25 protein-coding genes and 1 tRNA gene are annotated in these 24269 nt (G+C 65.1%); 13 read left to right on the top strand and 13 right to left on the bottom strand.

From position 1 onward, the window contains the following. Positions 1 to 33: 33 nt before the first annotated feature. Positions 34 to 783 carry an energy transducer TonB gene (locus AAG612_RS08695; RefSeq protein WP_342509310.1) on the top strand — a complete coding sequence of 250 codons (750 nt, stop codon included), beginning with the start codon at positions 34 to 36 and terminating at the stop codon, positions 781 to 783. Between the two features lie 23 nt (positions 784 to 806). On the opposite strand, the gene AAG612_RS08690 is transcribed toward AAG612_RS08695, so the two are convergent. From AAG612_RS08690 to AAG612_RS08670, 5 genes are all read right to left on the bottom strand, one after another. Beyond that, positions 807 to 3371: an HWE histidine kinase domain-containing protein gene (locus tag AAG612_RS08690; RefSeq protein WP_342509308.1), complete on the bottom strand. Its 2565-nt coding sequence runs from the start codon at positions 3369 to 3371 to the stop codon at positions 807 to 809. Then, positions 3368 to 3961 carry a biliverdin-producing heme oxygenase gene (locus AAG612_RS08685; RefSeq protein WP_342509306.1) on the bottom strand — a complete coding sequence of 198 codons (594 nt, stop codon included), beginning with the start codon at positions 3959 to 3961 and terminating at the stop codon, positions 3368 to 3370. Before AAG612_RS08685 ends, AAG612_RS08690 begins: the two co-directional genes overlap by 4 nt. An 82-nt stretch (positions 3962 to 4043) precedes the next feature. Further along, positions 4044 to 4358, bottom strand: coding sequence for a polyhydroxyalkanoic acid system family protein (locus AAG612_RS08680; RefSeq protein WP_342509304.1), 315 nt, complete (start codon positions 4356 to 4358; stop codon positions 4044 to 4046). Then, positions 4358 to 5134 carry a hypothetical protein gene (locus tag AAG612_RS08675; RefSeq protein WP_342509303.1) on the bottom strand — a complete coding sequence of 259 codons (777 nt, stop codon included), beginning with the start codon at positions 5132 to 5134 and terminating at the stop codon, positions 4358 to 4360. Before AAG612_RS08675 ends, AAG612_RS08680 begins: the two co-directional genes overlap by 1 nt. After that, positions 5135 to 6334 (bottom strand): toxic anion resistance protein, encoded by a 1200-nt coding sequence (locus tag AAG612_RS08670; RefSeq protein WP_342509300.1) that lies wholly within the window; start codon positions 6332 to 6334, stop codon positions 5135 to 5137. A 101-nt stretch (positions 6335 to 6435) separates the two neighbouring features. On the opposite strand from AAG612_RS08670, the gene AAG612_RS08665 reads away from it, so the two are divergent. Then, positions 6436 to 8034 carry a TIGR00341 family protein gene (locus AAG612_RS08665; protein ID WP_342509298.1) on the top strand — a complete coding sequence of 533 codons (1599 nt, stop codon included), beginning with the start codon at positions 6436 to 6438 and terminating at the stop codon, positions 8032 to 8034. Positions 8035 to 8041: 7 nt separating this feature from the next. On the opposite strand, the gene AAG612_RS08660 is transcribed toward AAG612_RS08665, so the two are convergent. Continuing rightward, the gene (locus AAG612_RS08660; RefSeq protein WP_342509296.1) at positions 8042 to 9793 is read right to left on the bottom strand and encodes a fatty acyl-AMP ligase; all 1752 of its coding nucleotides are present in this window, start codon (positions 9791 to 9793) and stop codon (positions 8042 to 8044) included. Between the two features lie 153 nt (positions 9794 to 9946). On the opposite strand from AAG612_RS08660, the gene AAG612_RS08655 reads away from it, so the two are divergent. The 4 genes from AAG612_RS08655 to AAG612_RS08640 all read left to right on the top strand — a co-directional run bounded on the left by AAG612_RS08655 (position 9947) and on the right by AAG612_RS08640 (position 12086). Beyond that, a complete protein-coding gene (locus AAG612_RS08655; protein WP_342509293.1) occupies positions 9947 to 10507 on the top strand; it encodes a regulatory protein RecX in 561 nt (186 codons plus the stop codon). A gap of 17 nt (positions 10508 to 10524) precedes the next feature. Continuing rightward, the gene (locus AAG612_RS08650; protein ID WP_342509291.1) at positions 10525 to 10989 is read left to right on the top strand and encodes a DUF192 domain-containing protein; all 465 of its coding nucleotides are present in this window, start codon (positions 10525 to 10527) and stop codon (positions 10987 to 10989) included. Between the two features lie 156 nt (positions 10990 to 11145). After that, positions 11146 to 11568: an NADH:ubiquinone oxidoreductase subunit NDUFA12 gene (locus tag AAG612_RS08645; RefSeq protein ID WP_342509289.1), complete on the top strand. Its 423-nt coding sequence runs from the start codon at positions 11146 to 11148 to the stop codon at positions 11566 to 11568. Between the two features lie 5 nt (positions 11569 to 11573). Next, positions 11574 to 12086 (top strand): DUF2155 domain-containing protein, encoded by a 513-nt coding sequence (locus tag AAG612_RS08640; RefSeq protein WP_342509287.1) that lies wholly within the window; start codon positions 11574 to 11576, stop codon positions 12084 to 12086. On the opposite strand, the gene aat is transcribed toward AAG612_RS08640, so the two are convergent. After that, positions 12017 to 12718 (bottom strand): leucyl/phenylalanyl-tRNA--protein transferase, encoded by a 702-nt coding sequence (gene aat, locus AAG612_RS08635; RefSeq protein ID WP_342509286.1) that lies wholly within the window; start codon positions 12716 to 12718, stop codon positions 12017 to 12019. The genes AAG612_RS08640 and aat overlap by 70 nt on opposite strands. Positions 12719 to 12831: 113 nt before the next feature. Between aat and AAG612_RS08630 the strand changes: the two genes are divergently transcribed. The 3 genes from AAG612_RS08630 to AAG612_RS08620 all read left to right on the top strand — a co-directional run bounded on the left by AAG612_RS08630 (position 12832) and on the right by AAG612_RS08620 (position 13767). After that, positions 12832 to 12907, top strand: a tRNA-Trp gene (locus AAG612_RS08630). A gap of 38 nt (positions 12908 to 12945) precedes the next feature. Further along, positions 12946 to 13386 (top strand): VOC family protein, encoded by a 441-nt coding sequence (locus AAG612_RS08625; RefSeq protein WP_342509284.1) that lies wholly within the window; start codon positions 12946 to 12948, stop codon positions 13384 to 13386. Between the two features lie 231 nt (positions 13387 to 13617). Continuing rightward, entirely contained in the window at positions 13618 to 13767 is a 150-nt protein-coding gene (locus AAG612_RS08620) for a hypothetical protein (protein ID WP_342509282.1), read from the top strand. 68 nt (positions 13768 to 13835) lie between these two features. Here AAG612_RS08620 and AAG612_RS08615 read toward each other — a convergent pair whose 3' ends face one another. Beyond that, positions 13836 to 15368: an alanine/glycine:cation symporter family protein gene (locus tag AAG612_RS08615; protein WP_342509280.1), complete on the bottom strand. Its 1533-nt coding sequence runs from the start codon at positions 15366 to 15368 to the stop codon at positions 13836 to 13838. 244 nt (positions 15369 to 15612) lie between these two features. Here AAG612_RS08615 and secE point away from each other — a divergent pair, with 244 nt between their 5' ends. After that, positions 15613 to 15834, top strand: a complete 222-nt coding sequence (secE, locus tag AAG612_RS08610) for a preprotein translocase subunit SecE (protein WP_342509278.1) — start codon at positions 15613 to 15615, stop codon at positions 15832 to 15834. An 18-nt stretch (positions 15835 to 15852) separates the two neighbouring features. Beyond that, on the top strand, positions 15853 to 16389 hold the full coding sequence (nusG, locus tag AAG612_RS08605; RefSeq protein WP_342509277.1) for a transcription termination/antitermination protein NusG: 537 nt from the start codon (positions 15853 to 15855) through the stop codon (positions 16387 to 16389). Positions 16390 to 16597: 208 nt separating this feature from the next. On the opposite strand, the gene AAG612_RS08600 is transcribed toward nusG, so the two are convergent. After that, entirely contained in the window at positions 16598 to 17329 is a 732-nt protein-coding gene (locus tag AAG612_RS08600; protein WP_342509274.1) for a CPBP family intramembrane glutamic endopeptidase, read from the bottom strand. Positions 17330 to 17608: 279 nt separating this feature from the next. Here AAG612_RS08600 and rplK point away from each other — a divergent pair, with 279 nt between their 5' ends. Further along, positions 17609 to 18040, top strand: coding sequence for a 50S ribosomal protein L11 (gene rplK / locus AAG612_RS08595; RefSeq protein ID WP_342509272.1), 432 nt, complete (start codon positions 17609 to 17611; stop codon positions 18038 to 18040). A 2-nt stretch (positions 18041 to 18042) separates the two neighbouring features. Then, positions 18043 to 18738, top strand: coding sequence for a 50S ribosomal protein L1 (rplA, locus tag AAG612_RS08590; protein WP_342509271.1), 696 nt, complete (start codon positions 18043 to 18045; stop codon positions 18736 to 18738). A gap of 155 nt (positions 18739 to 18893) precedes the next feature. Here the strand turns inward: rplA and AAG612_RS08585 are convergent, their stop codons facing one another. The 4 genes from AAG612_RS08585 to AAG612_RS08570 are packed head-to-tail and all read right to left on the bottom strand — an operon-like array spanning position 18894 to position 24262. Then, positions 18894 to 21476 (bottom strand): DUF2339 domain-containing protein, encoded by a 2583-nt coding sequence (locus AAG612_RS08585; protein ID WP_342509269.1) that lies wholly within the window; start codon positions 21474 to 21476, stop codon positions 18894 to 18896. Between the two features lie 59 nt (positions 21477 to 21535). Next, complete coding sequence (locus tag AAG612_RS08580; RefSeq protein ID WP_342509267.1) at positions 21536 to 22450, bottom strand: GNAT family N-acetyltransferase; 915 nt, start codon at positions 22448 to 22450, stop codon at positions 21536 to 21538. A 15-nt stretch (positions 22451 to 22465) separates the two neighbouring features. Next, positions 22466 to 23443: a polysaccharide deacetylase family protein gene (locus AAG612_RS08575; protein WP_342509265.1), complete on the bottom strand. Its 978-nt coding sequence runs from the start codon at positions 23441 to 23443 to the stop codon at positions 22466 to 22468. 60 nt (positions 23444 to 23503) lie between these two features. Continuing rightward, on the bottom strand, positions 23504 to 24262 hold the full coding sequence (locus tag AAG612_RS08570; protein WP_342509263.1) for a competence/damage-inducible protein A: 759 nt from the start codon (positions 24260 to 24262) through the stop codon (positions 23504 to 23506). Between the last annotated feature and the right edge of the window lie 7 nt (positions 24263 to 24269).

The following is a 24269-nucleotide window of genomic DNA, read 5'->3' as shown; positions in this document are numbered from 1 at the left end:
GAACCGAGCCTGCGTGCATCGGGTTTCACATTCATGAGCGACGCGCAGGGGTTCTCCAATACCAGCAACAGGCCGAGCCTGCCTCTGCTCGCGGCCATCGTGCTGCTGCATGTCGCGCTGTTCTATGGCCTCATCCAGGCGTTTGCGCCCGATCTGATCGACCGCGAGACCGGACCGGCCTTCGCGGCGTTCGACATGACTTCGCCGCCTACACCTACACCTACGCCCGCCCCGACCGACGCTCCCGCGCCCGGTCCGCCCGAAGAGGAAGCGGGCGACGAAGGCGATCCGGGCGAGCGCGCGGTCGCCAGCGCGGTCACCGCACCGCAGCCGCCGATCCCGCTGCCCAGCCGCAGCGCTGCGCCCCGGGCGGCCTCGACCGGCACGGCGAGCCGGTCTGGCGCATCCGACGCGGGCGATGGGACCGGCGCTTCAGGCAATGGCCAGGGAACCGGCGCAGGCGGCGACGGGCAGGGTAGCGGTGGAGGGGGCGGCATTGCGACCGGGCCGACGCTCGCGCGATCGATCACCAATGTTTCGGCCTTCCCGATTCCGCCGGGCGGGCGGCAGGCCCGCGTCGGCAAACGCACGAACGTGATGCTTGATGTGTCGGCGCAGGGGCGGGTGACCGGGTGCCGCGTCACGCAGTCGAGCGGCTTTCCCGATACCGACGCCAAGGTGTGCCAACTGGCCTACGACCAGATCCGCTTCGAACCGGCACGCGACGCCGCAGGGAACCCGCTGCCCTCGCGCTTCCATTACCAGCAACGCTTCTTCGAATAGGGCGATGGCCTAGAACGCGCGGGTTAGGCTTCCGGCTCCCCCTGGCCTGCAATCGCCTTGGCCAGATCCGACTTGTCGTAAGGCTTCTTGAGGATCGCGCTCGCCCCCAGCTCCTCGAACTTGACCTCCTTCGCGCTGTAGCCTGTGGCCAGCACGAAGGGCACGTTCATCTGCACCAGCGCGCGGGCGACCGGCTCGCTCGATTCCTCGCCTAGGTTGAAGTCGAGCACCGCGAAATCGGGCCGGTCCTTCTCGATCGCCCTCAGCGCCTGCGTAACGCTGCCGCTGACCGTGATCTCCGCGACGCCCAGCTCCTTGAGCATCTCCTCGGTGTCGAGCGCGATGATCATGTTGTCCTCGATCAGCAACACCCGCTGCGGGATGGAATGCAAACCCCCGCCCTGCGCATCATGCTCGTCATGTTCCACATGGGTGCTCATTTCGTATTCCCTCTGCGCGTCCTCGATGAACCTTGCGGGCACCACAAAGCGCGCCTCCACTCCGCCGAGAGCAAATTCGATTTCCGCCTCGCCCTGCAGCTCGTGCGGGATCGACTTGTCGATGATGGTTGTGCCGAAGCCCCGGCGCTCGGGCGCTCTGACCGGCGGTCCGCCGCGCTCCTTCCAGCGCAGTTCGAGATCGCCGTTCTCCTGCCGGTCGAGCGTGATGAGCAGGTCGCCCGACTGATCGGACAGGCTGCCATACTTCGCCGAATTGGTGATCATCTCGTGCAGGACCAGCGCGAGAACCGTGTAGGCCTGCGGTGCGATCAGCACGTCGCGCCCCTCGACCGCAAGACGCGCGGTCTTGGAGCCAAGATAGGCGTCGACCTCGTCCGCAATCAGCTTCTTGAGCGAGGTGGGGCCCCAGTTGTCGCGCGTCAGGTTGTCATGCGCGGCTGCCAGCGCGCCGATCCGACCGCCGATCAGCCTTGTCAGTGTAGTTGCATCGCCGGTTTCCCGGCCCGACTGGTTCACCAGCCCGCGGATCAGATTGAGGATGTTGCGTACGCGGTGGTTGAGCTCGGCGATCAGCAGATCCTGCTGCTCGTTCGCGCGCTTGCGATCTTGCGCGGCGTCGTCGGTCAGGCGCAGGATCACTTCCAAAAGCGTAATCCTGAGCGTTTCCGCCAGATCGCGCTCGGCCTGCGTCCACTCGGCGCTGCGGCCTTCCACCGTCTGTTGCCACGCGGCGAAGCTCTTGCGCGGAGAGACACGCCCTTCCGCCCCATCCTCGACCGGCTTTTCTGGATTGCCCGCCCAGGTGATGACCTGCCTCAGCTCGCGCCGCCACAACACGAAGAAATCGCGAGGCGCGCGCGAGACGGGGATGATGAGCGCCCCGGCTGCACGCCCGGCAAAGGCGCTCGCGGCCTCGAATTCCTGCGCAAGCTCATCGGTGGCAAGGATTCGCCCGGCCCGGTTTGCCTGCAATGCGGGAAGTATCTGGCGAAACTCGTCTTCCGAGGGCGCATGGCCGGTCGCCACGTATTCGCCGTCAATGAAAATGCTCGCCCCGTCATGCGCGATCGAGTCGCCGATCGACGAACCGACCTGGGTCAGTGTGTCGCGCAGCGAATCTCCGCCGGCGAGCCGGGTCATCAGCCGCTCGTGCAGGTTCTTGCCGAGCGCGCGACGCGCCTCCCCCTGATCGTGCAGCGCGCGATCGAGCGTCAGCGAGAACATCTGCGAGAACACTTCCGCAGCGGTGCGGTTGGAGAAGGGCAATGCGCGCGGGCGATAGTGATGGCAGGCGAACAGGCCCCATAGCTCCCCCCGGACGATAATCGAGATCGACAGCGAGGCGCGCACGCCCATGTTGCGCAGGTATTCGATATGGATCGGCGAAACCGATCGCAGCGTCGAAAGGCTCAGGTCGATCGGCTCGCCGCCGAACTGGCGGCCGGACACGACCGGCACCGGCGCATCGGTAACGTCGCTGATGATTCGCAGACGATTGCGCAGATAGAGCGCACGTGCCTGCCGCGGGATGTCGCTCTTGGGATAGCGCAGACCCGAATAGCTATCGACCTCGTGCTCGCGCGCTTCGGCGGTCACTTCACCCGAACCGTCGGGATGGAAGCGGTAAACCATCACGCGATCAAACCCGAGCAGCGCCTTGAGCCGCTCTGCCGCCGCCTTGCACAGCTCATCGACCGATTCGATCGCGTCGAGCCCCGCCATCATCGGGCGGATCGATGCGATGTGATTGCCAAATCCCGCGGTGTCGTGCCGCTCGAATTCCACCACCAGTTGACCGGCGCTGCGGTGGATTGAACAGTCGAACCGGGTTGCGGGGTCGTTGCCAACGGCGAGGCCGAACAGCCTCTCGGTATCGTCGGGGGCGCTCAGGCCCCGGGCTGCGTCTTGCAGGGTCTGCAAGGTCGCTTCGGGCAACAGTTCATCGAGCCGGACCCCCAGCGCGACGTTTTCGAGGCCGAGAAACGCGGCAGCATTCTCCGAATAATGCGCAATGAAATTGTCCGGCGAGACGATCAGCATCGCGCCGAAGGACTGGATATGGCCGAGCTGATGGATCGGCTCGCGATCGCAGCTCGTCAGGTCCACATCGCGTTCGGCAGCCCTCATGCATCCACCCCCGTCAGTTGCCGTTCGGCCACCGCCTGGAAATGCGCGAAGGTGGCGAAGGCCGCGCGTTCTGCGCCCAGATTGATTTCGGTGCTCGCCAGAAGCGGCCGCAATGCCTTGAAAAAAGCGGGCATGGCTGGGTCGCGGAGGAACGCCATCGGCCAGTCAACCGGTGCCCGGGCCGAAAGATCGCGCTCCATCATTTTGTTCCCCAGCGAAGAGCCAGCCAGCACCCATGCCGTCCCAAGCCACGCAACCGGTCCCTCGTCGCCAAGGGCGAACGCAGTGTGCGAATTGTCGCTCGCACACCCGAGCTCTGAGAGGTCACTTTCGAGCAGCGCGACTTGAGAAGGCGGTAACCATTCGGGAGGGCAGACCGAAGCCAGCCACCGCTCGACACCGCGCCGTGCCTGAACTTGCACGCGCAGGAAGCACGCGTATTCGCTCCGAACAGCCAGGTCGAGCCGTCCGAGTGCGTCGTCGAGCGATTGGTGATTGTCTTGTGTGGCCGCGCGCAATCTTGAGCGCAGCGCGGGTGCATCATTGCACCTGCCCAACATTCGCGCGTTCCCTTTCAAATCTGAACCCATGACCCCACGGCATTATCGCAGGATGCGTAAGGACACAAAATCGATCAGGTTTGGTTAGGTTCCTGAGCTAACTTCCATCAAGTCAGCTCTTTGCCGAAGGACCCGATAGGAGCTTGGTGCCCTTGTCTTCGACAGCGCTGGCGATGAGTGGCTTGAAGAAGGAAAGCATCGCCGGAAGGTCCAGTTCCACGATCACCTGACGTTCCTCGATCGTGATCGCGACCCGCACGGTCTGGCCCATCGCGACGACAGACATCTTCATGCAGTCTTGATTGGGCCATTCGGTGGTCACATCCGCTACGCCGCCGGGCATATGGGCGGGCAGTTCGGGCATGCGTTCGCGCAGGCGGCGGCGCACCTCTTCCTTCGGCAGGTCATGCTGGATCGGAACGCGCATCAGTTGGGCGTGCCTTCCTGCGGAGGGGCGATAGCGGTCCCGTCTCCCGCGGGCCCGTCACCGTAACGATACCCGAGATAGCGGTGCTGCACCGCCAGATCGTCGAGTGCGCCATCGGCAATGGTGCGGTTGATCGTGTCGATCTCACCGCTGATCCTGCCAAGGCCATCGATCAGCCGCTGGTCCGCCGTTGCCCCTGCATGGTCCTCGTCGCGCATGGCCGCGGGCACGCGGGTGTAGCTCTGGACCATCTCGGGCAGCGTCTCGCCCACCAGTTCGCGGATGTCGCGGATCGCATCATGGCTGGCGGGCGCGGTTTCAAGCTGCTGGCCGAGCAGGTCGAGCTTCATGCCCAGATCGTCGACCAGCGCCACGGCCGGCGCGGGTAGCGCGGGCCGTTGCGATTCGAGCCACAGCTCGGTGCGCGCAACCATCTGGCGCGGAGTACCCTTGTTGAGGTCGCCCGCCTGTGGAATCGAGATGCGCGGAAAGACCGAGAAAATGCCCGCTGCCGCAATCAGCGCGAAGAAGGTGAGGACGATGCCGACGAAGCCGATCCCGTCGATCACGATCCCGGCAATGGTTGCGAAAGCGAGGATCGCCAGCGCGGCAATCGCGATATTGCGCAGCTTCTTGAGCCGGTGCCGATTGCGCACCTGCGCCGATTCGCGCCCGATCGCGGTCACCCGGCGGTGGCGTCCGCCAACCCGGTTGTCGATCAGCAGCTGGCGGCTCTCGCTCAGCAGGCGGTCACTGTCGCGGCTCAGGTCGTTCACCTAGCCCTCCAGCTTCAGCAGCGCGTCTTCGGAAGAATCCAGTTGCGCCTGGGCCTGCGCCTGACTCTCGGCGCGGGCGATATATTCCTTCGACTTCTCGACCTCGCCCGACAGCGTATCAACCGTCTGCTTCATCGAATCGAGCGCCTTGAGCTTGAACGTGTCGACTTCGTCCATCGTGGCGTAGATGTTCTGGAATGCCCGCTGCAGCGTCTCCATCGGGATCGTGGCCGAAGCCGCCTGCTCGTGAATCTTGCCGGTCTGTTCGCGCAGCAGCTTGCCGGTCGAATCGATGATTCCCGCCGTCGTTTCGTTGAGCGCGGTGATCTGCTTGAGGACGAGCCGCTGGTTGGTCATCGCCTCGGCCACGGTCACCGCGGTGCGCAGCGCGGAAACGGTGGTGGTGCTGGCGCGATCAACTCCCTTCACCAGTTCGACGTTGTTCTTCTTGACCAGATCGAGCGCGAGGTAGCCTTGCACGCTCACCGCCATCTGCGTCAGCAGATCCTGCGTGCGCTGGCGGACGTAGAACAGCGCGGTTTCGCGGATCGTCTTGGCCTTTTCGGGATCGGTCGCTTCGAGTTCGGTGGCCTTCTCTTCCAGCTTGGCGTCGAGCGCCTTGGAGATGTGGATCATCTGTTCCAGCTTGCCCATCGCCTCCCATAGCTTTTGCCGCTCGACATCGATCGCGGCATTATCCTTCTGCAATTCGTTGCGGCCGGAATGGAGCTTGTCGAGGATCGCCTGAATGTGGCTCTGCGCGCTCTGGTAGCTGCGGAAATAGCTCTTCAGGCTGTTGCCCCACGGCAGCTTCGACAAAATGCCGCTCTTGCCCCGCCGCGCGGGATCGAGCTCTTCCACGGTGGTGCGCAGTTCGGCGAGATTGGCGCCGACGCCCTGGTCGCGGTCCATCGCGCGGACGGGCCGGTCGAGGAAGCGGTTCGACATGCTGGAGGCCGCCATGATTTCCTTGCGGCCCATGTTCGCGATCTCGTCCACGCGCTTGCTGAAAGCGGGTGACTGCGTGTCCTGCGACAGCAGATCCGCCACGAAGCTGTCGACCTTCTGGTCCAGCTCGCTCTTCTTCTTATCGTCGACCGGCACCAGCCCGACCGCCTTTTCGACATCCACGGTGGGGATCGGCTCGGGCGGCGTGAGATTCAGCGCGGTAGCGGTGGCGGTTTCAGTCTGCGTGGCCATTGGGGCGGGATATCCTCATTTCTGCGCAACTACTGTATTAGTCGCGCAAGACACGTGTTTCAAGCTTTGGCAGTCCGCACTTTCCGCGATAACAGGCGGACATGCAAACTTCATCGGAGGTACCGGGGACGAGCGGTGCCGATACTTCTGCCGGATCGCCCGATCGCCCCGCGCCTCAACGGCGGAGGGTCGGGATCGATTACGTCCTGACGGCCCTCACCCGCTGGTGGACGATCGAGGTCGCGGGAACGGTCGATCAGGCGGCGGTGATCGAGAAGCGCCGCGCGGAATGCGAGCTGACCGCACGTTATCTGCTGATGGTCTGCATGTCGGCGGGTATTGCGATCCTGGGGATGCTGCTCTCCTCGCCTGCGGTCGTGATCGGCGCCATGCTCATCGCGCCGCTGATGGACCCCATCATGGGCGTCGGCTTCGCGCTGGCGGTAGGCGATTTCTCGTGGCTTCGAAAATCGCTGCGCTCGCTCTTCATAGGGGTCGGGCTGGCGATCCTGTTCTGCGCCCTGATCGTGGTGTTTTCGCCGATCAAGAATGTCACGCCCGAAATTGCCGCGCGCACCCAGCCCAATCTGTTCGACCTGATGGTCGCGATTTTCTCCGCCATCGCCGGTGCCTATGCGGTGATCCGGGGGCGCGAGGGGACCATCGTCGGCGTCGCCATCGCGACTGCCTTGATGCCGCCGCTGGCGGCGGTGGGCTATGGCCTCGCGACGCTCAATTCGACCGTGTTTTCGGGCGCGTTGCTGCTGTTCGTCACCAACCTCACCGCCATCGCGCTCACCGCGACCGCGATGGCGCGCGGCTATGGCTTCAGCACCAGCCTGACGCCCAAGCAGTCGCGCTGGCAGGCCCTCTTCATTTTCGGCGCGTTTGTGGCGCTGGCGGTGCCGCTGGGCCTCTCGCTCTACCGGATCGGCTGGGAAGCGAACACGACCCGCCAGATCAATTCGGTCGTCGCCGAGGTGTTCGACGGCCGGGCGACGGTGCGCGAGATGCAGCCCAGCTTCGATGCCGATCCGCTATCGGTGACCGCCACGGTCTATACCCCGCAGATCATCGGCGATGCAGAGCAACGCGCGTCGCGGTTGCTCGAAGAGCAGCTGGGGCGACCGGTCGAAATCAGACTGACCCAGATACGTTACGGCACCAGCGCGCAGGCCCGCGAGGAAGCCGAGCTTGGCCGAGCCCGTGCACAGGAGGTCGAGGCCGCGCGACAGGCCCGATCAATCGCGGAGCGGCTGGCGATACTCGCCGGGGTGCCGATCGAAGACGTCACGATAGATCGTGAGCAGCGGCGCGCACTGGTGACCGCGCGCCCGCTCGATGGGGCGACGCTGGCGGCCTATCGGGAGCTGGAACGGCGCGTCGATGCGACCGAGCCCGAGTGGGACATCCGGATCGAGCCCCCGCTGCGTGCGCTACCGCAAGTGCGCTTGAGCGAGGAGGGCGAGGACGATGCGCTGGCCCCGACGGCCGAGGGACGGCGCGCGCTGAACCTCGCGGTCTGGGCGCAGCGCCGGGTCGGCATTCCGCTGCGCATCAGCGGAACCGAACGCCAGCTGGCGGCGGTGCGCGGCATCCTTGGCGAAGCGCAGGTGGATGTGGTCGAAGAGGTGACCGAGCCCGAGACCGGGGACGAGCCGCGCGCTATCGAGGTAGGCTGGGCGATCCCCGAGGGGTGAACGCGCGCTAAGCCGCCATGTTGTAAGGCTGGATCTCGCCGGAGAGATACAGGCGCTTCGCCTTGGCGCGGCTGAGCTTGCCCGACGAGGTACGCGGGAGGCTGCGCGGCGGGACCAGTTCGACCAGACAGGCCATCCCGGTGACCGATTGCACCTTCTCGCGGATCCGCTCGCGCAGCTCGCGGCGTTCCTCCGGATCGGACACGCGGCAATGAACCAGCACCGCCGGTTCTTCCTCGCCATCGTCGCGTTCCACCGCGAAGGCCGCAATGTCGCCGTGGTTGAAGCCCGGCAACTGCTCCACCGCCCACTCGATATCCTGCGGCCAGTGGTTCTTGCCGTTGATGATGATCATGTCCTTCGCGCGGCCGACGATGAACAGGTAGCCATTGGCCATGTAGCCCATGTCGCCCGTGTCGAGCCACGCGCTCCCGCCATCCTTGCTCGGGATCAGGCAATCGCGCGTCGCTTCCTCGTTGCGGAAGTAGGAATGCATGATGCTGGGGCCGCGGCACCAGACCTTGCCGATCTGGTGATCGCCCTTGATGTCGTCGTTCTCGCCCCGGATTTCGACTTCCATCTGGGGCAGCGGCTTGCCGCAATTGACGATCGCGCGATAGCGCGCCGGGCGCTCGAGATTGGGGCGCGCGCCCGACAGACGCTCTTCCTCGACCAGCTCCACGCGGATGCCTTCGCCAGGCGGCATCACGGTAACCGCAAGCGTCGCCTCTGCAAGACCGTAGCTGGGAGTGAAGGCAGAAGCCTTAAAGCCCGCTTCGGCAAAAGCATTTACGAAGTTCTGCATCACGTCGGGCCGGATCATGTCGGCTCCGTTGCCCGCAGTGCGCCAGCGCGAGAGATCGAAACGCTCCGCCACGCTCGACTGGCTGGAGATGCGCCTTGCGCAGATATCGTACCCGAAGGTTGGCGAATAGGAGAGCGTCTGCCCCTTGTTGCGGCTGATGAGATCGAGCCAGGCGAGCGGACGACGCGCAAAATGTTCGGTCTTGAGGTAGTCGACCGAAGCCTGGTTGGCGATCGGGCTGAGGAAACAACCGACCAGGCCCATGTCGTGATACCACGGCAGCCAGCTGACCACCCGGTCGTCGGTGCCCAGATCCATCGCCTGTGCATGGCCGTAGAGATTGTGCAGCAGCGCCGCATGAGTCACCGCGACGCCGGTGGGGAAGCGGGTCGATCCGCTGGAATATTGCAGGTAGCTGATGTCTTCCGGCTGTGCGGTCGGCAGCTCCGTTTCCGGAGCTTCGCGAGCGCCGAACTCGTCCCAGTCGATCGCGGTGCAGCCGACGCGCTTGGCGGCTTCCTGAGTCATCTCGGCGATTTCGGGCGGGAAGATCAGCAGCGCAGGGTCCGCGCTTTCGAGCTGGACGATCAACTGGTCGATATAGCTGTCGCGCCCGCCGAAGGTGGTCGGCAACGGCAGCGGCACGGGCCACGCCCCGGCATAGATGCACGCGCAGAACAGCGCCGCGAATTCCGGGCTCGTCTCCGCGATCAGCGCGACGCGATCGCCCGGTGCGATGTCTGCCGCGACCAGCCTGCGGGCCATCGCCAGCGCGTCTTCGCGCATTTCGCGATAGGAATAGGCCCGCTCCAGCGTGCCGCGCATATCGTGGAAGTTGAGGCCCTTTTCCGAAAGCGCGGCATAGTCGATCGCTTCGTTGAAGGTCGCGAAGTCCGCCCGACGGCGCGGGAGCGCGCAATCGTTGGGCGTCTGAATAATCTGGCTGTCTTGCATAGGAGAGAGCGTAGTCCTGCTATCGTTATTGGGCCGTGGCACGGGCGGGCACCGACAAAGGTGCGGCCTGTCCAGGCGACTTATCGATCACAATCCTGAATCCCGTCATGAGGGCGGTTCCAATCCCCAAGGAGTGTGGCATCATTATGTCCCATGGGAGAACCCCAAGAAACCTCCGGCCGCCGACGCAGGCCCCTCAAACCGCTCGACGACACCGTTTTGCGCGATCTCGCGCTGGGTTATGTGGGCCGCTACGCCACCACCGCGGCGAAGCTCAAGCATTATCTGCAACGCAAGATTCGCGAGCGGGGATGGGCCGAAGAGCATGAACCGCAGGTGGATACCCTCGTCGCGCGCTTCGTCGAGCTGGGCTATATCGACGACGAGGCTTTCGCGCAGGCGCGCACGCAGGACCTGCTGAGGCGCGGCTACGGTGCGCGCCGCGTGGCGCAGGCGCTGCATCATGCAGGGGTGGACAGCGAGGCGGTCGACCTTTCTCCCCCTGCCGAGGCGGAGACGCGCGCCGCCGCGCTGGCCTTTGCCCGGAGGCGTCGGCTGGGCCCGTTCGGAGCGCAGCTTCCCGATGGCAAGTTGCGTGAAAAGCAACTTGCCGCGCTGGTGCGCGCGGGCCATGATTTCGACGCTGCGCGGGCGATGGTCGACGCCGCGAGCGAGGAAGAGGCGGAACGATGGGCCTACAGCGCCGAGGATTGAATTGGGGCGCGGCCGCGATGGCCGCCGCGCTCGCCGCGTGCTCGCCGCAGGCGGCGACGGATGCGGGCGAGTCGACCGGCGAGAGCAAACCTGCTGTGGCGACCCACCCCGATTCGGGTCTCGAGCTGATCCCCGTCACCGTGACGACGCAGGCGGGCGAACACGAATTCACGACCGAGGTGGCCTCGACGGCGCAAGAGCAAGCGCGGGGATTGATGTTCCGCACAGAGCTGGGGCCGGACGAGGCGATGATCTTCCCTCGCGAAGGGGATGTTGCCAGCTTCTGGATGAAGAACACGCCGCTGCCGCTCGACATCATTTTCATTGGCGAGGATGGCCGCATCCTCAACATCGCCGCGCAGACGGTGCCCTATTCGCTCGATCCGGTGGCCGCCGAGGGGCCGACCTCCGCCGTGCTCGAGATTGCCGGAGGCCGGGCGGCTGAACTGGGCATCGGGCCGGGCGACCGCGTCGAATGGTGAGCGTGTTCTCTCTCGTGCTATGTTCGCTGCGCGAACGCCTCCGAGGGGCGGTCTAACCGCTCGTCACGCGGTCGCGTTCCGGCTATCGCGTTACGAGTGGTCGCGGTGTTTAGACACTTGGCGCTTGGCAGGCGATCCGCTAATCGCCCCCGTGTCATGAGCATCCTCGGAAAAATCTTCACCTGGTGGGACGGCGCCACCATCGGCACCGCGATCTTCACCTCGCGCAGGGGCGAACACGTTGGCACGGACGCCTTCGGTAACAAGTATTATCGCGCCAGGCCGAAGCGAGAAAAGACGCCGACCGCCGGTTCCTACACCGCCAGCGAACGCCGCTGGGTGATCTACGACGGCGCCAATGATGCGAGCCGCGTGCCTGCCGAATGGCACGGCTGGCTGCACGGCGCGGGCGAGGATGTGCCCGAAAGCCATCTGCCGCCGCCCCGCATCTGGGAAGTCGACTATTCGCCCAACGCGACCGGTTCTGCCGATGCCTACCGGCCCAGCGGCGCGCTGGAGCGTGGTGGGCGCCGGGCAGCGGCAAGCGGCGACTACGAGGCCTGGGCGCCGGGCGACTAATGCCGATGCGCGCGCTCGCACCCGTTCTTCTCGCCAGTCTCGCGCTGGCTGCATGCAACAATGATGCGCCCGATCCGACCCCGGTGGAAACCGAGGTGCCGGAAGAACTGGCGCAGGGCGGGTCCACCGAGCGTGGCGAGGATGCGAACCGCATCGGCACCCCGATGGAAGAGCGGGTGGCGACGATCGGCCTGCTCAATAAGCGCAACAATGTCAGCCGCGATTTCGAAATGTCGCCGGGCGAGGCGGTGCGCGCTGGCGATGTCGTGATTCGCCTGGAAGCGTGCGAGAAAACCGCGCCGTGGGAGCTACCGCAGGAGGAAGGCGCCTTCGTGCAGGTCTTCGTGCGCGAACGCCGCGGCGCGGAGCCCGAACCGAGCTGGCAGAAGGTCCACTCGGGCTGGCTGTTCCGCAACTCGCCCAGCCTCAACGTGGTCGAACACCCGATCTACGACGTCTGGGTCAAGGAATGCGCAATGAGCTTCCCCGGAGAGGAAGGAAGCCCCGCGGAAGACTGAGCCGCCGCTTCGGCTTCCACTTCGGCAAGCGCTTGGGGAAGGCTCAACCGCTGCTGCCCGCGCGCGGCTTCCAGCCGTTCCAGATATTCGCTCTGCGGGATCGGGATCGCCCCCAGCGACGCGAGATGCCCGGTCATGAACTGGCAGTCGAACAGCTCGCATCCGGCCCGTTCCAGCAGCGCCATGAGCCACGCGAGCGCCACTTTGGAGCCGTTGTCGCGGCGGCTGAACATGCTTTCTCCGCAGAACACCCGGTCGAAGGCGACACCATAGACCCCGCCGACCAGCTCATCTCCCGCCCAGCATTCGATCGAGTGCGCATGGCCGACCTCGTGCAGCCGCTGATAGCTCGCGGCGATCCGCCCGCTAATCCAGGTATCCTCGCCGCCGTCGCGCGGCGCGGCACATTCGAGCACGGTGCCCGCGAAATCGCTGTCGACGCGGATGGTAAAGGTCCCCCGACGGATGGTGCGGGCGAGCGAGCGCGAACAGTGAAATCGGCCGATGGGAATGATCGCCCGCTCGCGCGGTTCGACCCAGAAAATGTCCTGATCGGCGCGCGTCTCCGCCATCGGGAACAGGCCCTGGCGGTAGGCCGAAAGCAGGATCGGAGGCGGGACGATGGGCAGCATCGACCCGAACCTAGCATGCTATCGTGGACGTCATAAGCCATTCTCCCTTCGCCGATGCGCTTCTTTCGCTTGCGTCGCAGCGACGCATTTCATAAGTCGCCCGCTCCGGCTGCAGGGGTGTAGCTCAGTTGGTAGAGCATCGGTCTCCAAAACCGAGGGCCTGCGGTTCGAGTCCGCACACCCCTGCCATTCCTTTCTCGACACACGCCGACCAGCGAGAATCGCACATGGAATATCTTCACACGATGGTCCGGGTCCGCGACCTGGACGAGTCGCTCGATTTCTACTGCAACAAGCTCGGCCTGGTCGAAGTCAGCCGCACCGATGTGGAGGCCGGGCGCTTCACGCTGGTCTTTCTCGCTGCGCCAGGGGACGAGGCGCAGGCACGCGAGAGCAAGGCTCCGCTTGTCGAACTGACCTATAACTGGGACCCGGAGGAATATTCGGGCGGCCGCAATTTCGGCCATCTCGCCTACCGGGTCGATGATATCTACGAAACGTGCCAGCGCCTGATGGATGGCGGCGTGACGATCAACCGTCCGCCGCGCGACGGGCACATGGCCTTCATCCGTTCGCCCGACGGCATCTCGATCGAACTGCTGCAGAAGGACGGTTCGCTCGATCCGCGTGAGCCCTGGGCCTCGATGGAGAACACCGGCAGCTGGTAATCCTGGCGGGCCGGACAGCCGCGATCACAGCGTCGCGGCCCAATTGCCACACATGTCCGATTTTCGTGCCTGACGGGAACCCCGGCGGAACGCGAGGGACTGCGCGCATTTGGGCCTCGGCCTGATTCGTTCCTATAAGACAGGAGGGAACCGCGGGCACACGCCGTGCATTTTCCACGACAGACCGAATGAGAGAAAGTGCACGCACCGTGCCGAGACAGGAGTCTACATATGTCGAGCATGCCTTATCGCAGCAGCCGATCGGATAGCTGGACCAGCCCGCGTTCCTATAGCGACGCGTCGCTGCGGCAGATGAAGTACGGCAAGATCCAGCCGATGCATCAGCCCACTTTCCTGGAGCGTCTGTTCGGCGCCGTCTGACGGTTCAAGCCCATCCAAAAGGAAAGGGCCGGGGCGCGAATATGCGCTCCGGCCCTTTTTCTATCGGCCTAGACCTCGGCCTCGACTTCGGCGGGAGGCGCATCGCCTTCGTGCGTCGGCCCGGCTTCCTTCTCGCCGCGTGCAAGCTTGAACACCACGCCCGAAAGCAGGGCGAGCGCCAGAATGTTAGGCAGCAACATCGTCGCGTTCGAGATGTCGCCGAGTCGCCAGACCAGTTCGCTGGGTTGCGCCGCTCCGATGAAAATCACCACGCACCAGACAACCCGCCATACGATGTGCAGTTTCTTCTCGTTGTCACGAGTGGCAGACTTGCTGACCCGGTCGTAGATGAAGGTGATCGCGCGTTCGCCGTAATAGCTCCACGTGAGCAGCGTGGTGAACACGAACAGGATCAGCACGATCGAGGCGACCAGCGTACCGATCGGGACCGATCCGAGCATGGCCGGGAAGGCTGCGGCAAAGGCGCCGCTGGTCATCTCGAAGCCGACCCGGTCCGATTGCCATGCATGCAGCACAGCCTGGCCTTCGTACATGAAATCTCCGCGAACGGTCAGGATGACCAGCGCGGTCATGGTGCAGATCACGATCGTGTCGATGAAGGTGCCGAGCATCGCCATGCGGCCCTGCACTTCGGGATCGTTGGTCTGCGCCACCGCGTGCGCGATCGGTGTGGAGCCCTGACCCGCCTCGTTCGAGAACAGGCCGCGTGCCACGCCTGCGCGGATCGCCATGATGATCGCCGCACCGGTAAAGCCGCCCACCGCGCTTTGCGGATTGAACGCGCCGCTGAAGATCAGGCTGAAGGTTTCGGGCAGGTCCTCGAAATTGAGAATCAGCGCGATGACGGCCATCACGATGTAGGCGAGCGCCATGAAGGGCACGACGCTTTCGGCCACGCGGCCGATCGACTTGATCCCGCCGATGATGACGATGAACACGAGGATCGCGACGATCAGCCCGCCGAGCCATTCTTCCAGCCCGAACAGTTCCTGCAAGCCGTCGGCCACGGCGTTCGCCTGGATCGAGTTGCCGGTGACCAGCGCGGAAAACAGCGTGCCGATGCAGAACACCACCGCGAGCCACGTCCATTTGGGGCCGAGGCCCATCGTGATGTAGGTCATCGGTCCGCCGCGATAGACGCCGTCCGACGTTCTCTCGCGATAGCGGATGGCCAGCGAACCTTCGGCAAATGCGAGGGCCATGCCCAACAGGGCGGTGACCCACATCCAGAAGATCGCGCCGGGACCGCCGAGCGCGATGGCCGTGGCGACACCCGCAAGGTTGCCGGTGCCGACCTGCCCGGAAAGTGCGGTGGAGAGTGCCGCGAAGGGCGAAATTTCCCCGCTGCCTGCGCCCTTGCGCCCCGGGAACAGCCCCTTGATGGCGCTACCCAGCTTCACGATCGGGTAGAAACGCAGCCCGATCATGAACCACAGGCCGACGCCCAGCAGGATCAGCGCGAGCGGCGGGAACGGGATGACCGCCTCGCCATTCCACGTGCCGCCCCAGATAAAGTCCGAAATATTCGTGACCGGCGCAACCATGCGATCGCCGAAAGTCATCTGCGGTTCCGCAGCCATGTATGTATTCCCCCGATGCGTCCCTAAAGGCGGCGAAGCTAAAGCGGGTGCGGGTGCGACGCAACGCATTTTCGCCCGCTTTGCGCTGCCGCTTGCGTTTGGCGGCAACGCAGCCTAGATGCGGTCGGGTCTCTTCACATCGAAGCCTCGACCCGCCCTCCCGATCAGCCGATTGCGAGGGCGCTGGCGGCTTCCCGCAAGAGACGAGAATTTGGTTCGAACGCAACAGGTGGAAACGGCAAAAATGGCCGAAGGCAAAGCTGAGACGAAGAAGCGCAAGACGTCGATCGGCGAATTCGCCCGTCAGGTGCGCGCAGAGACGAGCAAGGTCGTCTGGCCGACCCGGCAGGAAACCGTGCAGACCGCAATCTTCGTCAGCATCCTCGTGCTGATCCTCTCGCTGTTCTTCCTCGGCATCGACTCGCTGTTCGGCGCGGTCGTCCGCTTCCTTCTCACGCTCGCGTAAGCTCACGCAGGACATTCCATGGCACGCTGGTACATCATTCACGCCTATTCCGGTTTCGAGAACAAGGTGCGCGACGCGATCATCTCCGAGGCTGAACGCCTCGGCCTTTCCGAAGGCGTCGAGGAGGTCGAAGTCCCGACCGAGACCGTCACCGAGGTGAAGCGCGGCAAGAAGGTGCAGGTCGAACGCAAGTTCATGCCCGGCTACGTGCTGGCCAAGCTGAACATGACCGACGATATCTATCACCTCGTCAAGAACACGCCCAAGGTCACGGGCTTCCTCGGCGCTGGCGCAAAGCCGCAGGCGATCAGCGAAAAAGAGGCCGCGCGCTATTTCGGCGGCGTGGAAGAAGCCAAGGCCGCACCCAAGAAGGACGTCCATGTCGATTACGAAATCGGCGATTCGGTCAAGGTGCTCGACGGGCCGTTCGCGAGCTTCAACGGCGTGGTGGAAGAGCTCGATTTCGACAAGGCGAAGGTCAAGGTCTCGGTCTCGATCTTCGGCCGCGCGACCCCGGTCGAGCTGGACTTCGAACAGGTCGAACTGGTCAAGTAAGCGCGGTGGCGTGACGACGCGCCCCGGCATCTGCAATCGCAAACGGCGCTTCGCCACCCGCGATGCTGCCGAGGAAGCAGCGCGACGCGCGCCGTTCAAACTGCGTGCGTATGCGTGCGAGCTCTGTCGGCAATTTCACCTGACCAGCCGCACGAAGGGCATGAAGGTCCCGCGTGGCGAACTGCCACCACGAGCTTGATTCCGATCATCAGGAAATCCAGCCGAGGCTCTGGCTGTAGGCCAGGCTCAGCATGATCGTGTCGACCGCTGCGTGGGCGATGATGCACGCCCACAGGTTGCCGCGATTGGCGAAGCGCAGCCACGCGAGGAACAGGCCGATGGTAGCGGTCACCAACACGCCGCCCCAGCCCTGGTAGAGATGCGGCAGGCCAAACAGCGCCGCCTGGATAATTGCTGCGGGCCATTTGCGTCCACGCATTCCGCGCAATCGCATCAGCCGATCCATCAGGAACCCGCGATAGAGCAATTCCTCGCCGAATCCGGCGGCAAACCATGCGACGAGCACAATCCACAGCATGAAACCGAGCGGGCTCTGGGTGACATAGTCGAGGACCAGGCTCACATCGATCGGGGGCAGGCCCAGCGCGTTGATCGCGATCGCGCCGATCGCGAACAGCGCCACGATGATCCCGGTGCCCAGCGCCGCCAAAGCCAGCGTGCGGCCGATCTTGAGGGGCGGGCGGATATTCCACGCCTGCTTCAGGCAACCGTCCGCCGAGAGCCAGAAGCGCGCCACCAGCAGCGCGGCAAGCATGCTGACCACGACCGAGCCCAGCACGCCTGCATTGGTCTCTCCGAAGATCAGGACCGTCGGAATGCTCGCGAGGAAGTAGGCGAGTGCCACGCTGGCAAGTTGCAGGATGAAGCGCAGCCAGCTCAATCGACGCAGACGGTTTCTGGCGAGGGCGCGTTGCTTCATTGCGTTCGGCTTGTTGCAGGGCCGCCCGGCTTTTCGCAAGCTTGCAAGCACTGGTGTGCGCTGCAATGGGACGGGTTGGTCTGAAAGACGCGTGAGCCGTTGCCGCGCACGCCACGGCCTGCCGAAACGCTTGCATTCTGACGCAAATTCGCTAAGTGCGCGGCTTCCCAGCACAGTCTCGGGATATCTACGCGGAAGGGGTGCTCAGGCTCCCCGCCAGACCGCTTACCATGAGCGTAGCGCGAAAGCGTGCGCGACAGTGAGAAAAGGAGGCCTCTCATGGCCAAGAAGATCGAAGGTTACATCAACCTTCAGGTGCCCGCCGGCGCCGCCAACCCGTCCCCGCCGATCGGCCCTGCGCTGGGTCAGCGCGGCGTCAACATCATGGAATTCTGCAAGGCGTTCAACGCCGCCACGCAGGAGATGGAAAAGGGCGCTCCGATCCCGACCAAGATCACGGTCTATGCGGATCGCAGCTTTACCTTCATCACCAAGAGCCCGCCCGCCAGCTTCCTCATCAAGAAGGCGATGAAGATCAAGTCGGGTTCGAAAGAGCCGGGCAAGAACATCATCGGCTCGATCAAGACCAGCCAGCTGGCCGAGATCGCCGAAACGAAGATGAAGGATCTGAACGCGAACGACATGGATCAGGCGGTCAAGATCATCGCCGGTTCCGCCCGTTCGATGGGCATCGAAGTGGTGGAGGGCTGATCATGGCGACGCTGACCAAGAAGCAGAAGACGCTGGCCGAGAAGATCGACGGCGAAAAGCTGTACACCTTCGACGAGGCGCTGAGCACGCTGCGCGAACACAAGGCGAAGTTCGACGAGACCGTCGAAGTTGCGATGAATCTCGGCGTCGACCCGCGTCATGCGGACCAGATGGTGCGCGGCATGGTCGCGCTGCCTTCGGGCACCGGCAAGGACGTGAAGGTCGCGGTGTTCGCCAAGGGCGACAACGCCGAGAAGGCGCTGGCCGCCGGTGCCGACAAGGTCGGCGCCGAAGACCTGATGGAAGACATGCAGGCCGGCAACCTCGATTACGACCGCGTGATCGCAACGCCCGACATGATGGGCGTGGTCGGTCGCCTCGGTAAGGTGCTGGGCCCCAAGGGCCTGATGCCGAACCCGAAGCTGGGCACCGTCACCCCGAACGTGGAACAGGCCGTGAAGGACGCCAAGGGCGGCCAGGTCGAATTCCGCGTGGAAAAGCAGGGCATCATCCACTCCGGCCTCGGCAAGCTGTCGTTCAAGGACGAAGACCTGAAGACCAACTTCAAGGCCTTCACCGACGCGATCGTCAAGGCGAAGCCGAGCGGTGCCAAGGGCAAGTACGTCAAGAAGGTCACGCTGACCTCGTCGATGGGCCCGGGCCTCAAGATCGACCTCGCGGAAGTCGAAGGCGCGTAATTCGTTTGGCCTCAAGCGCCGGCGGCTAACGCGCTAACCGCGCGGCCGCCTGCGCTGACGCTTCGGCTCCGGCCTTGCCAACCCTTCGGGTTGGATTGGCGGAAATAGGAAAGGGCCGGGGGAGCGATCCTCCGGCCCTTTTTCGTGCGCGCTACCTAGGTCGACCGGAGCAACCGGCTGTAGATCCAGCCGATTCCAATCAGGCTGAAGCCGAGCGCGAGGAAGCTCGCCACCCGCAGCAATCCGTCGAGACCTGCGGCGTCGACGAGGAACACCTTCGCCACCGCCAGCAGCATAAGCACCAGCGATCCGACGCGCCAGCGGCGTTGCTCGCGCCACCAACCCCAGCCGAGGAAGGCGATTGCGACGAGGATGCCGAGCAGCGACCTCAGCAAATCCTCGGTCTCGCCCATCGGCGTCTCGACCAGCACGGTCCCGGAGAAGGCCTGCCGCAAGGTGCTGAGCGCGAAGACCAGCGCCAGCACCATCAGCACGACATCGCCTGCCATCCGCCCCCATACGAAGCCTGCACGCTCGATCTCGCGCCCCCCGAGCCAGGCGGCGACGGCGGCGATGGCGTAGGAGGGAAACAGCAGGTTCGCGAACGGCACGCTCCCTACCGCTTGCGCATCCCACAGCGGATTGTGCAGCACGAAGCCGAACCACGCAAAGTGGGCCAGGGTGACCGCCACCAGCGCGCGCCCCGCCCATTGTGCCCATGCCCGCGATTGCGAATGGGCCTGCGTGAGCAGCGCGTATCCCGCTCCCAGCAAGACAGCCTGCCACAATGTCCGCTCGAGCAGTCCTCGCGCGACGAAATCGTCCGGCTGGGTGAACGGGAACAGCTGCCGAAACAGCACATGCCCAATCACTACCGCCAGCGCGATGGCCACCGCTCCGGCGGCAATCCGAAGATCGCGCCGGGGCGCGTCGAGGCGCCAGCAGACCAGCCCCGCCAGCAGTTCGACCGGCACGATCCGGTTGGCGACCGAGGCAAGCGAAGGAAGCTCCGGCGAAGAGGCAGGATTGCCTGCCAGGGCAGGTGTCAGGGCGGAAAACCAGACGGCCATGGTCGGCATGGCCCAGCCCGTTGCGATGAGCAGCAATGCCAGCGCGGTCAGATGCCACTTGGGCAGCGCAAGCAGGATGGCACCAGCCGCGAGTGCGAGCGCCCAACCCATCGCGCTGGTGGGAAGCAGCGCGATCAGCGCGAGATAGGCGATCAGTGCGATGGCGCCTGCGTGGCCCCACCCGAATCGATCCTCAGAAGCGGTTCGCCCGAAGATCGCCGCCCCGCCTGCGGCCAGCGCGCCGAGCGCGACGACCCCGATTGCCAGCAGGATCTGCGCGCTCTCGCCCTCGTGGAAGTGCCATGTCGCGATCGCGGCGAGAGTGGGTGGCACGAGGATCGCCTGCCAGCGGTCTTCCTCGCCCGAGCGACCCACCCTGGCGAGCGCCACGGGGACGGCCGCTGCCAGCAGCGCAAGGCCAGTCGCAACCAGCGCGAAGTCGCGACCCGATGGATCCCACGTTGCAAGCAACAGCAGCGCCAGAGCCGCAGCGAAGCCGCCACCCCGGCGGATCGCGGGCTCACGCCAGCCAAGGATGGCGAGGGACAGCAGCAGCAGCATGATGAGCCCCCAGCCCAGCAGGCTGAAGTCGTCGATCGCCAGCAGCACGGCAAGCTGGACGCTCGCGAGTGCGCCAGCGGCAGTATAGCTCCACGAAGCCGACTGCGATCCGCGAATCGCAACGACCGGCACCGCCGTGCCAAGCGCGACGAGGTAGAGGCCCGACGCGATGAAATCGGCGGTTTCGACCGGGAGCGTCGACAGGACCACCGCGCCCCAACCGAACCCGCCGAGCAGCGCGATCAGGCCCAGCCATGCCGCGCCCATCCGCTGGCCGGTATAGGCGATCCCTGCCGCCAGCAGCGCGAGATAGAAGGTCAGCAGCGGCAGGTTGGGGTTTTCGCTGGAAACCATCGCGGGGGTCGCGAACCCGCCGACGAGGCCCAGTAGCGCGGTCGGCAGGCCGAAGCGGAAAGCGAGGCCGAGCGCCCCTGCCGTCACCAGCGCTAGTCCGCCGAATGCAGCGCCCGGGCCGATCAGCTGGTAGACCGACCCGGCGAGATAGAACGCGGCGTAAAGCGTCGCGAGCCCGGCCCCCGCCAGCGCCTGCCGCACGCGCGGATCGGCCAGCCGCACCTCGAACCGGTGCGCCAGTTCGGCCGCGATCAGCAACACGATCCCGAAGACAAAACTTGCCGCGACGCGCACGAGCGGCGTCATCAGGCCGCTTTCGATAGCCAGCCGGACGAGGAAGATGCCCCCGATCGCTAGCGTGATACCGCCCGCCCAGATCGGTAGCCGGCGCCCGAAAAGCTCTTCGAAATCGAGCGATCTGGCGCCTTCCGTGTCTCCGGAAAATGCCGCGTCGATACCGTCGGTGTCGGGCCGGGTGGGTGCCGCTGGCTGAGTTGCGGGCGCAGAAGGTTCGGATCGCGTCGGCGCTTGAGGCTGGGTAGCAGCTTCGCGGATTGCGTCCGGCTGCTCGCCCGGCTTGGCTATCGGCCGGGTGCGGTCCGGCTCTTCCGCCGGTTCCGATTGCTCGCGCAGCCGCCATTCGAGCGCGTCCAGCCGTTCCGCCAACGCATCATGCGAGGATTGCATCTCGGTGAATCGCGAGCGGAGCCACGCGGCCAGCACGCACAGCGCGATAATCAGCAGAAATTCCAACCGCGCGCCCCTCTTTCGATCAGCATGGTGCTAACGAGATCGGCGGCGCGCGCAAGCCGTTAAGCGCGCAAGAGTTTCCTTGCCGAGGCGAGTGAGCCGCTGCGTTGGCTCAGGGCCTTTACCCACGCCACGCTCGCATCGAATCCGTCACGCGCGCCGAGCAGGGCGCGATTGCCTAGGGTAGAACGCAGCAGCAGGAAGGAACAGCATGCGACGCTGTGCGTGCCGAACAGCGCCTTGTGTGCGCCTTCGCCCTCGGTGAAGTCGAAATAGCGGAAGCGCTCTTCGGCGAACAGCATCCGCAATGCCTCCATCTGGAGGACCGTGCCGGGCGAGAGTGTCGCGTGCTCCGGATCATAGCCGAGGTGGGCGTAGACCAGTGTCTGGCCGATGACCGGCAGCGAGAGGAAAGCGACTGGCTCGCCGCGAAGGAAGAGCAGGAAGCAGCGCATCCTCCCCTCGTCCGCCGCCGCGAGCATGGCGTCGCGCGCCTCGTCACCGTCTGGCAGTCCGGCATCGAGGAGGCGGGCCTGATAGGTCTTGCCCGACAGGGGGAGCGCCAGGTCGATGAACTGCGCGACTTCCTCGGCCGATGTGTAAGCGCGCACGTCGAGCTTACCGCCGTCGGCCTGCGCGAATTTCTTCGCCTTGCGCCGCAAGGTGCCGCGCGTCTTGCCCGAGAAGTGCGCGAGGTAATCCTCGAAGGTCCCGTCCATCGCGATGTAGTGGCGGCGGAAGTCCTCGCGTGCGCCAGCGATATGGTCGCCAAAGGGCGTCCCGATCCCGTCGGCGAGCGTCTGCGGCGCGGACAGAACCCGCAGGCCGTCCGCGGCATCGGGGCCCGCAGGCAGTGATGGAACCCTCTCTGCCAGTGCATCTTCGAGCGAGAAGGCCAAGCTATGCAGCGTCCGCTCCACCCTGAACAGGCGGCGCGAGCCAATCGTGAAACCAACAGGAGTGCGCTGGGCTGGCATGGCTCGATGCCCTCGCTAGAGCGCGCCGTAGAGCGTGTTCGAGACTGCCTGTTCGGAATAGCGCAGCCCGATAGTGACCGGATCTGCCGGGGCGGCGGCAGGCATCTCCTCGCGGCGGACAGTGCGCACCGGCGGGGTGTTCGTGAAGTCCGCCGAATTGACGCCGCGAAGATCGCGCAAGGATCGGCAGAGCCCCTCGAACCGATGACGAACCACGCGATTGACGGCCAGGCTTCGGCGGTTGATCAGTTCGAAACTGTGCGAAACGATGACGAAGCTGGCGATGCCGCTATCGCGTGCGTGGCGCAGCGCGGCGCGCATTTCCCTCAGCGACAGGGCCGTTACCTGCGCATGGCGCAGCCCGCCGCGGATATCGCCCACACAGGACACCGGAACCTCCACCATCCCTTCGTATATCAGCGGCTGAGTGTCGGTCGAGCGCAGGTCGAGCGCGCTCTCCCCGCCGACGATACCGGGTGTGTGGCTGCTGTCGTACGATAGGCCGATCTCGCGCAGGGCGCGCAGCGTATCGCGGTTGGCGCCGTAATTTCCGGCGCGAAAGGCGACCGGTTTCGGCGCCCCTGCCGCGACCAGCATATCGCGCGCGAATTCGAGGATGCGACATTGATCCTCGAACGAAAAGTCCTTGAGGTTACGTCCCGAAAGACCGGCAAGCGGCGATTCCGGCGGGGCAAGGTCGAGCCATTCGGTATGGCAATGCAGCTGGATATCTTGGCCAGCGCGCAGGATCGGTGAAAGGACATCCTCGATCGCGGCGACTCCCCACACCAGCGCAGGCATGGGATCGACGAAGAACACCGCCCGCTGCCCATACCAGGCCAGCAGGTCCAGCTTGTGGGTGATGCCGGCGGGGCCGCGCGGGGTGATGCAGGCGATCGAGCGCGCGAAATTTTCCGCCCGGTCTGCCGGGCACGGCCCATGCGCGAGGGCAAAGGAGTATTCCGTGTCGATGGTCAGATAGACATTCGTCATTACCCCGCCCGGATACCCATTCAGGGTTAAGGCGGGGTGTAAGGCGCGATCCGGGTGACGCTAGATACCGCCTGCGACCGGCGGGAAGCCCGCGTCCGCCAGGCCGTTTCGCAAATCGTGCGCACAGGCCGCCAATGCATCTGCATCGGTTGAGCGGATCACGAAATTGGCGCCTATCCTCCCTTCTCGAAAGAAGGGATAGCTGCCGATCTGGCACGCCTCGTGCGCCTGCTCCACCTGGCGCAGCAGGTCCGCGACCTCGCTCTCAGCCGTCCAGCAGCCCATCGTTTCCGACTTGAGCGGCGCGCCGCCTTCCAGCGTGCCGGTCAGTGCGTCGAGCATCCCGGCGGTAATGTGCGGCACGCCCGCCATCAGGTGGACATTGCCGATCTTGATCCCCGGCGCGCCGGACATGCGGTTGGGGATCAGCTCAGCCCCCTGCGGCACGCGCGCCATGCGCAGCCGCGCGTCGGTCAGCCCGCCCGGCTTGTCTGCATAATAGCGTTCGAGGATCGCGCGCGCCTCCGGGTGGATCACCACTTCGACGCCCAGCGCCCGCGACACCGCGTCGACCGTGATGTCGTCGTGCGTCGGGCCGATGCCGCCGGTGGTGAAGAGGTAGTCGTTGGCGGCACGCAGCGCGTTGACCGCCGTTACGATATGCTCCTCCACGTCGGCGACCACGCGCACCTCGGCGAGCCGGATGCCCTGCACCTGCAGCCAGCTGGCGACCTGCGCGATGTTCTTGTCGTGCGTGCGGCCGGACAGGATTTCATCGCCGATCACGATCAGCGCCGCGGTCCAGATACGTTCGGTCATTCTATGG

The sequence above is a fragment of the Citromicrobium bathyomarinum genome, from assembly GCF_038594605.1.
GTDB classification, from domain to species: domain Bacteria; phylum Pseudomonadota; class Alphaproteobacteria; order Sphingomonadales; family Sphingomonadaceae; genus Alteriqipengyuania; species Alteriqipengyuania bathyomarina_B.
Note: the sequence above shows the minus strand (reverse complement) of the source record. Positions and strands in the feature narration are given on the sequence as shown.

What these genes read in the sequence shown, in the direction of transcription:
- AAG612_RS08695 (WP_342509310.1), top strand. Translation starts at nt 34, where the DNA reads ATGAGCGACGCGCAGGGGTTCTCCAATACCAGCAACAGGCCGAGCCTG.
- AAG612_RS08690 (WP_342509308.1), bottom strand. Translation starts at nt 3,371, where the DNA reads ATGAGGGCTGCCGAACGCGATGTGGACCTGACGAGCTGCGATCGCGAG.
- AAG612_RS08685 (WP_342509306.1), bottom strand. Translation starts at nt 3,961, where the DNA reads ATGGGTTCAGATTTGAAAGGGAACGCGCGAATGTTGGGCAGGTGCAAT.
- AAG612_RS08680 (WP_342509304.1), bottom strand. Translation starts at nt 4,358, where the DNA reads ATGCGCGTTCCGATCCAGCATGACCTGCCGAAGGAAGAGGTGCGCCGC.
- AAG612_RS08670 (WP_342509300.1), bottom strand. Translation starts at nt 6,334, where the DNA reads ATGGCCACGCAGACTGAAACCGCCACCGCTACCGCGCTGAATCTCACG.
- AAG612_RS08665 (WP_342509298.1), top strand. Translation starts at nt 6,436, where the DNA reads ATGCAAACTTCATCGGAGGTACCGGGGACGAGCGGTGCCGATACTTCT.
- AAG612_RS08660 (WP_342509296.1), bottom strand. Translation starts at nt 9,793, where the DNA reads ATGCAAGACAGCCAGATTATTCAGACGCCCAACGATTGCGCGCTCCCG.
- AAG612_RS08655 (WP_342509293.1), top strand. Translation starts at nt 9,947, where the DNA reads ATGGGAGAACCCCAAGAAACCTCCGGCCGCCGACGCAGGCCCCTCAAA.
- AAG612_RS08650 (WP_342509291.1), top strand. Translation starts at nt 10,525, where the DNA reads ATGGCCGCCGCGCTCGCCGCGTGCTCGCCGCAGGCGGCGACGGATGCG.
- AAG612_RS08645 (WP_342509289.1), top strand. Translation starts at nt 11,146, where the DNA reads ATGAGCATCCTCGGAAAAATCTTCACCTGGTGGGACGGCGCCACCATC.
- AAG612_RS08640 (WP_342509287.1), top strand. Translation starts at nt 11,574, where the DNA reads ATGCGCGCGCTCGCACCCGTTCTTCTCGCCAGTCTCGCGCTGGCTGCA.
- aat (WP_342509286.1), bottom strand. Translation starts at nt 12,718, where the DNA reads ATGCTGCCCATCGTCCCGCCTCCGATCCTGCTTTCGGCCTACCGCCAG.
- AAG612_RS08625 (WP_342509284.1), top strand. Translation starts at nt 12,946, where the DNA reads ATGGAATATCTTCACACGATGGTCCGGGTCCGCGACCTGGACGAGTCG.
- AAG612_RS08620 (WP_342509282.1), top strand. Translation starts at nt 13,618, where the DNA reads ATGTCGAGCATGCCTTATCGCAGCAGCCGATCGGATAGCTGGACCAGC.
- AAG612_RS08615 (WP_342509280.1), bottom strand. Translation starts at nt 15,368, where the DNA reads ATGGCTGCGGAACCGCAGATGACTTTCGGCGATCGCATGGTTGCGCCG.
- secE (WP_342509278.1), top strand. Translation starts at nt 15,613, where the DNA reads ATGGCCGAAGGCAAAGCTGAGACGAAGAAGCGCAAGACGTCGATCGGC.
- nusG (WP_342509277.1), top strand. Translation starts at nt 15,853, where the DNA reads ATGGCACGCTGGTACATCATTCACGCCTATTCCGGTTTCGAGAACAAG.
- AAG612_RS08600 (WP_342509274.1), bottom strand. Translation starts at nt 17,329, where the DNA reads ATGAAGCAACGCGCCCTCGCCAGAAACCGTCTGCGTCGATTGAGCTGG.
- rplK (WP_342509272.1), top strand. Translation starts at nt 17,609, where the DNA reads ATGGCCAAGAAGATCGAAGGTTACATCAACCTTCAGGTGCCCGCCGGC.
- rplA (WP_342509271.1), top strand. Translation starts at nt 18,043, where the DNA reads ATGGCGACGCTGACCAAGAAGCAGAAGACGCTGGCCGAGAAGATCGAC.
- AAG612_RS08580 (WP_342509267.1), bottom strand. Translation starts at nt 22,450, where the DNA reads ATGCCAGCCCAGCGCACTCCTGTTGGTTTCACGATTGGCTCGCGCCGC.
- AAG612_RS08575 (WP_342509265.1), bottom strand. Translation starts at nt 23,443, where the DNA reads ATGACGAATGTCTATCTGACCATCGACACGGAATACTCCTTTGCCCTC.
- AAG612_RS08570 (WP_342509263.1), bottom strand. Translation starts at nt 24,262, where the DNA reads ATGACCGAACGTATCTGGACCGCGGCGCTGATCGTGATCGGCGATGAA.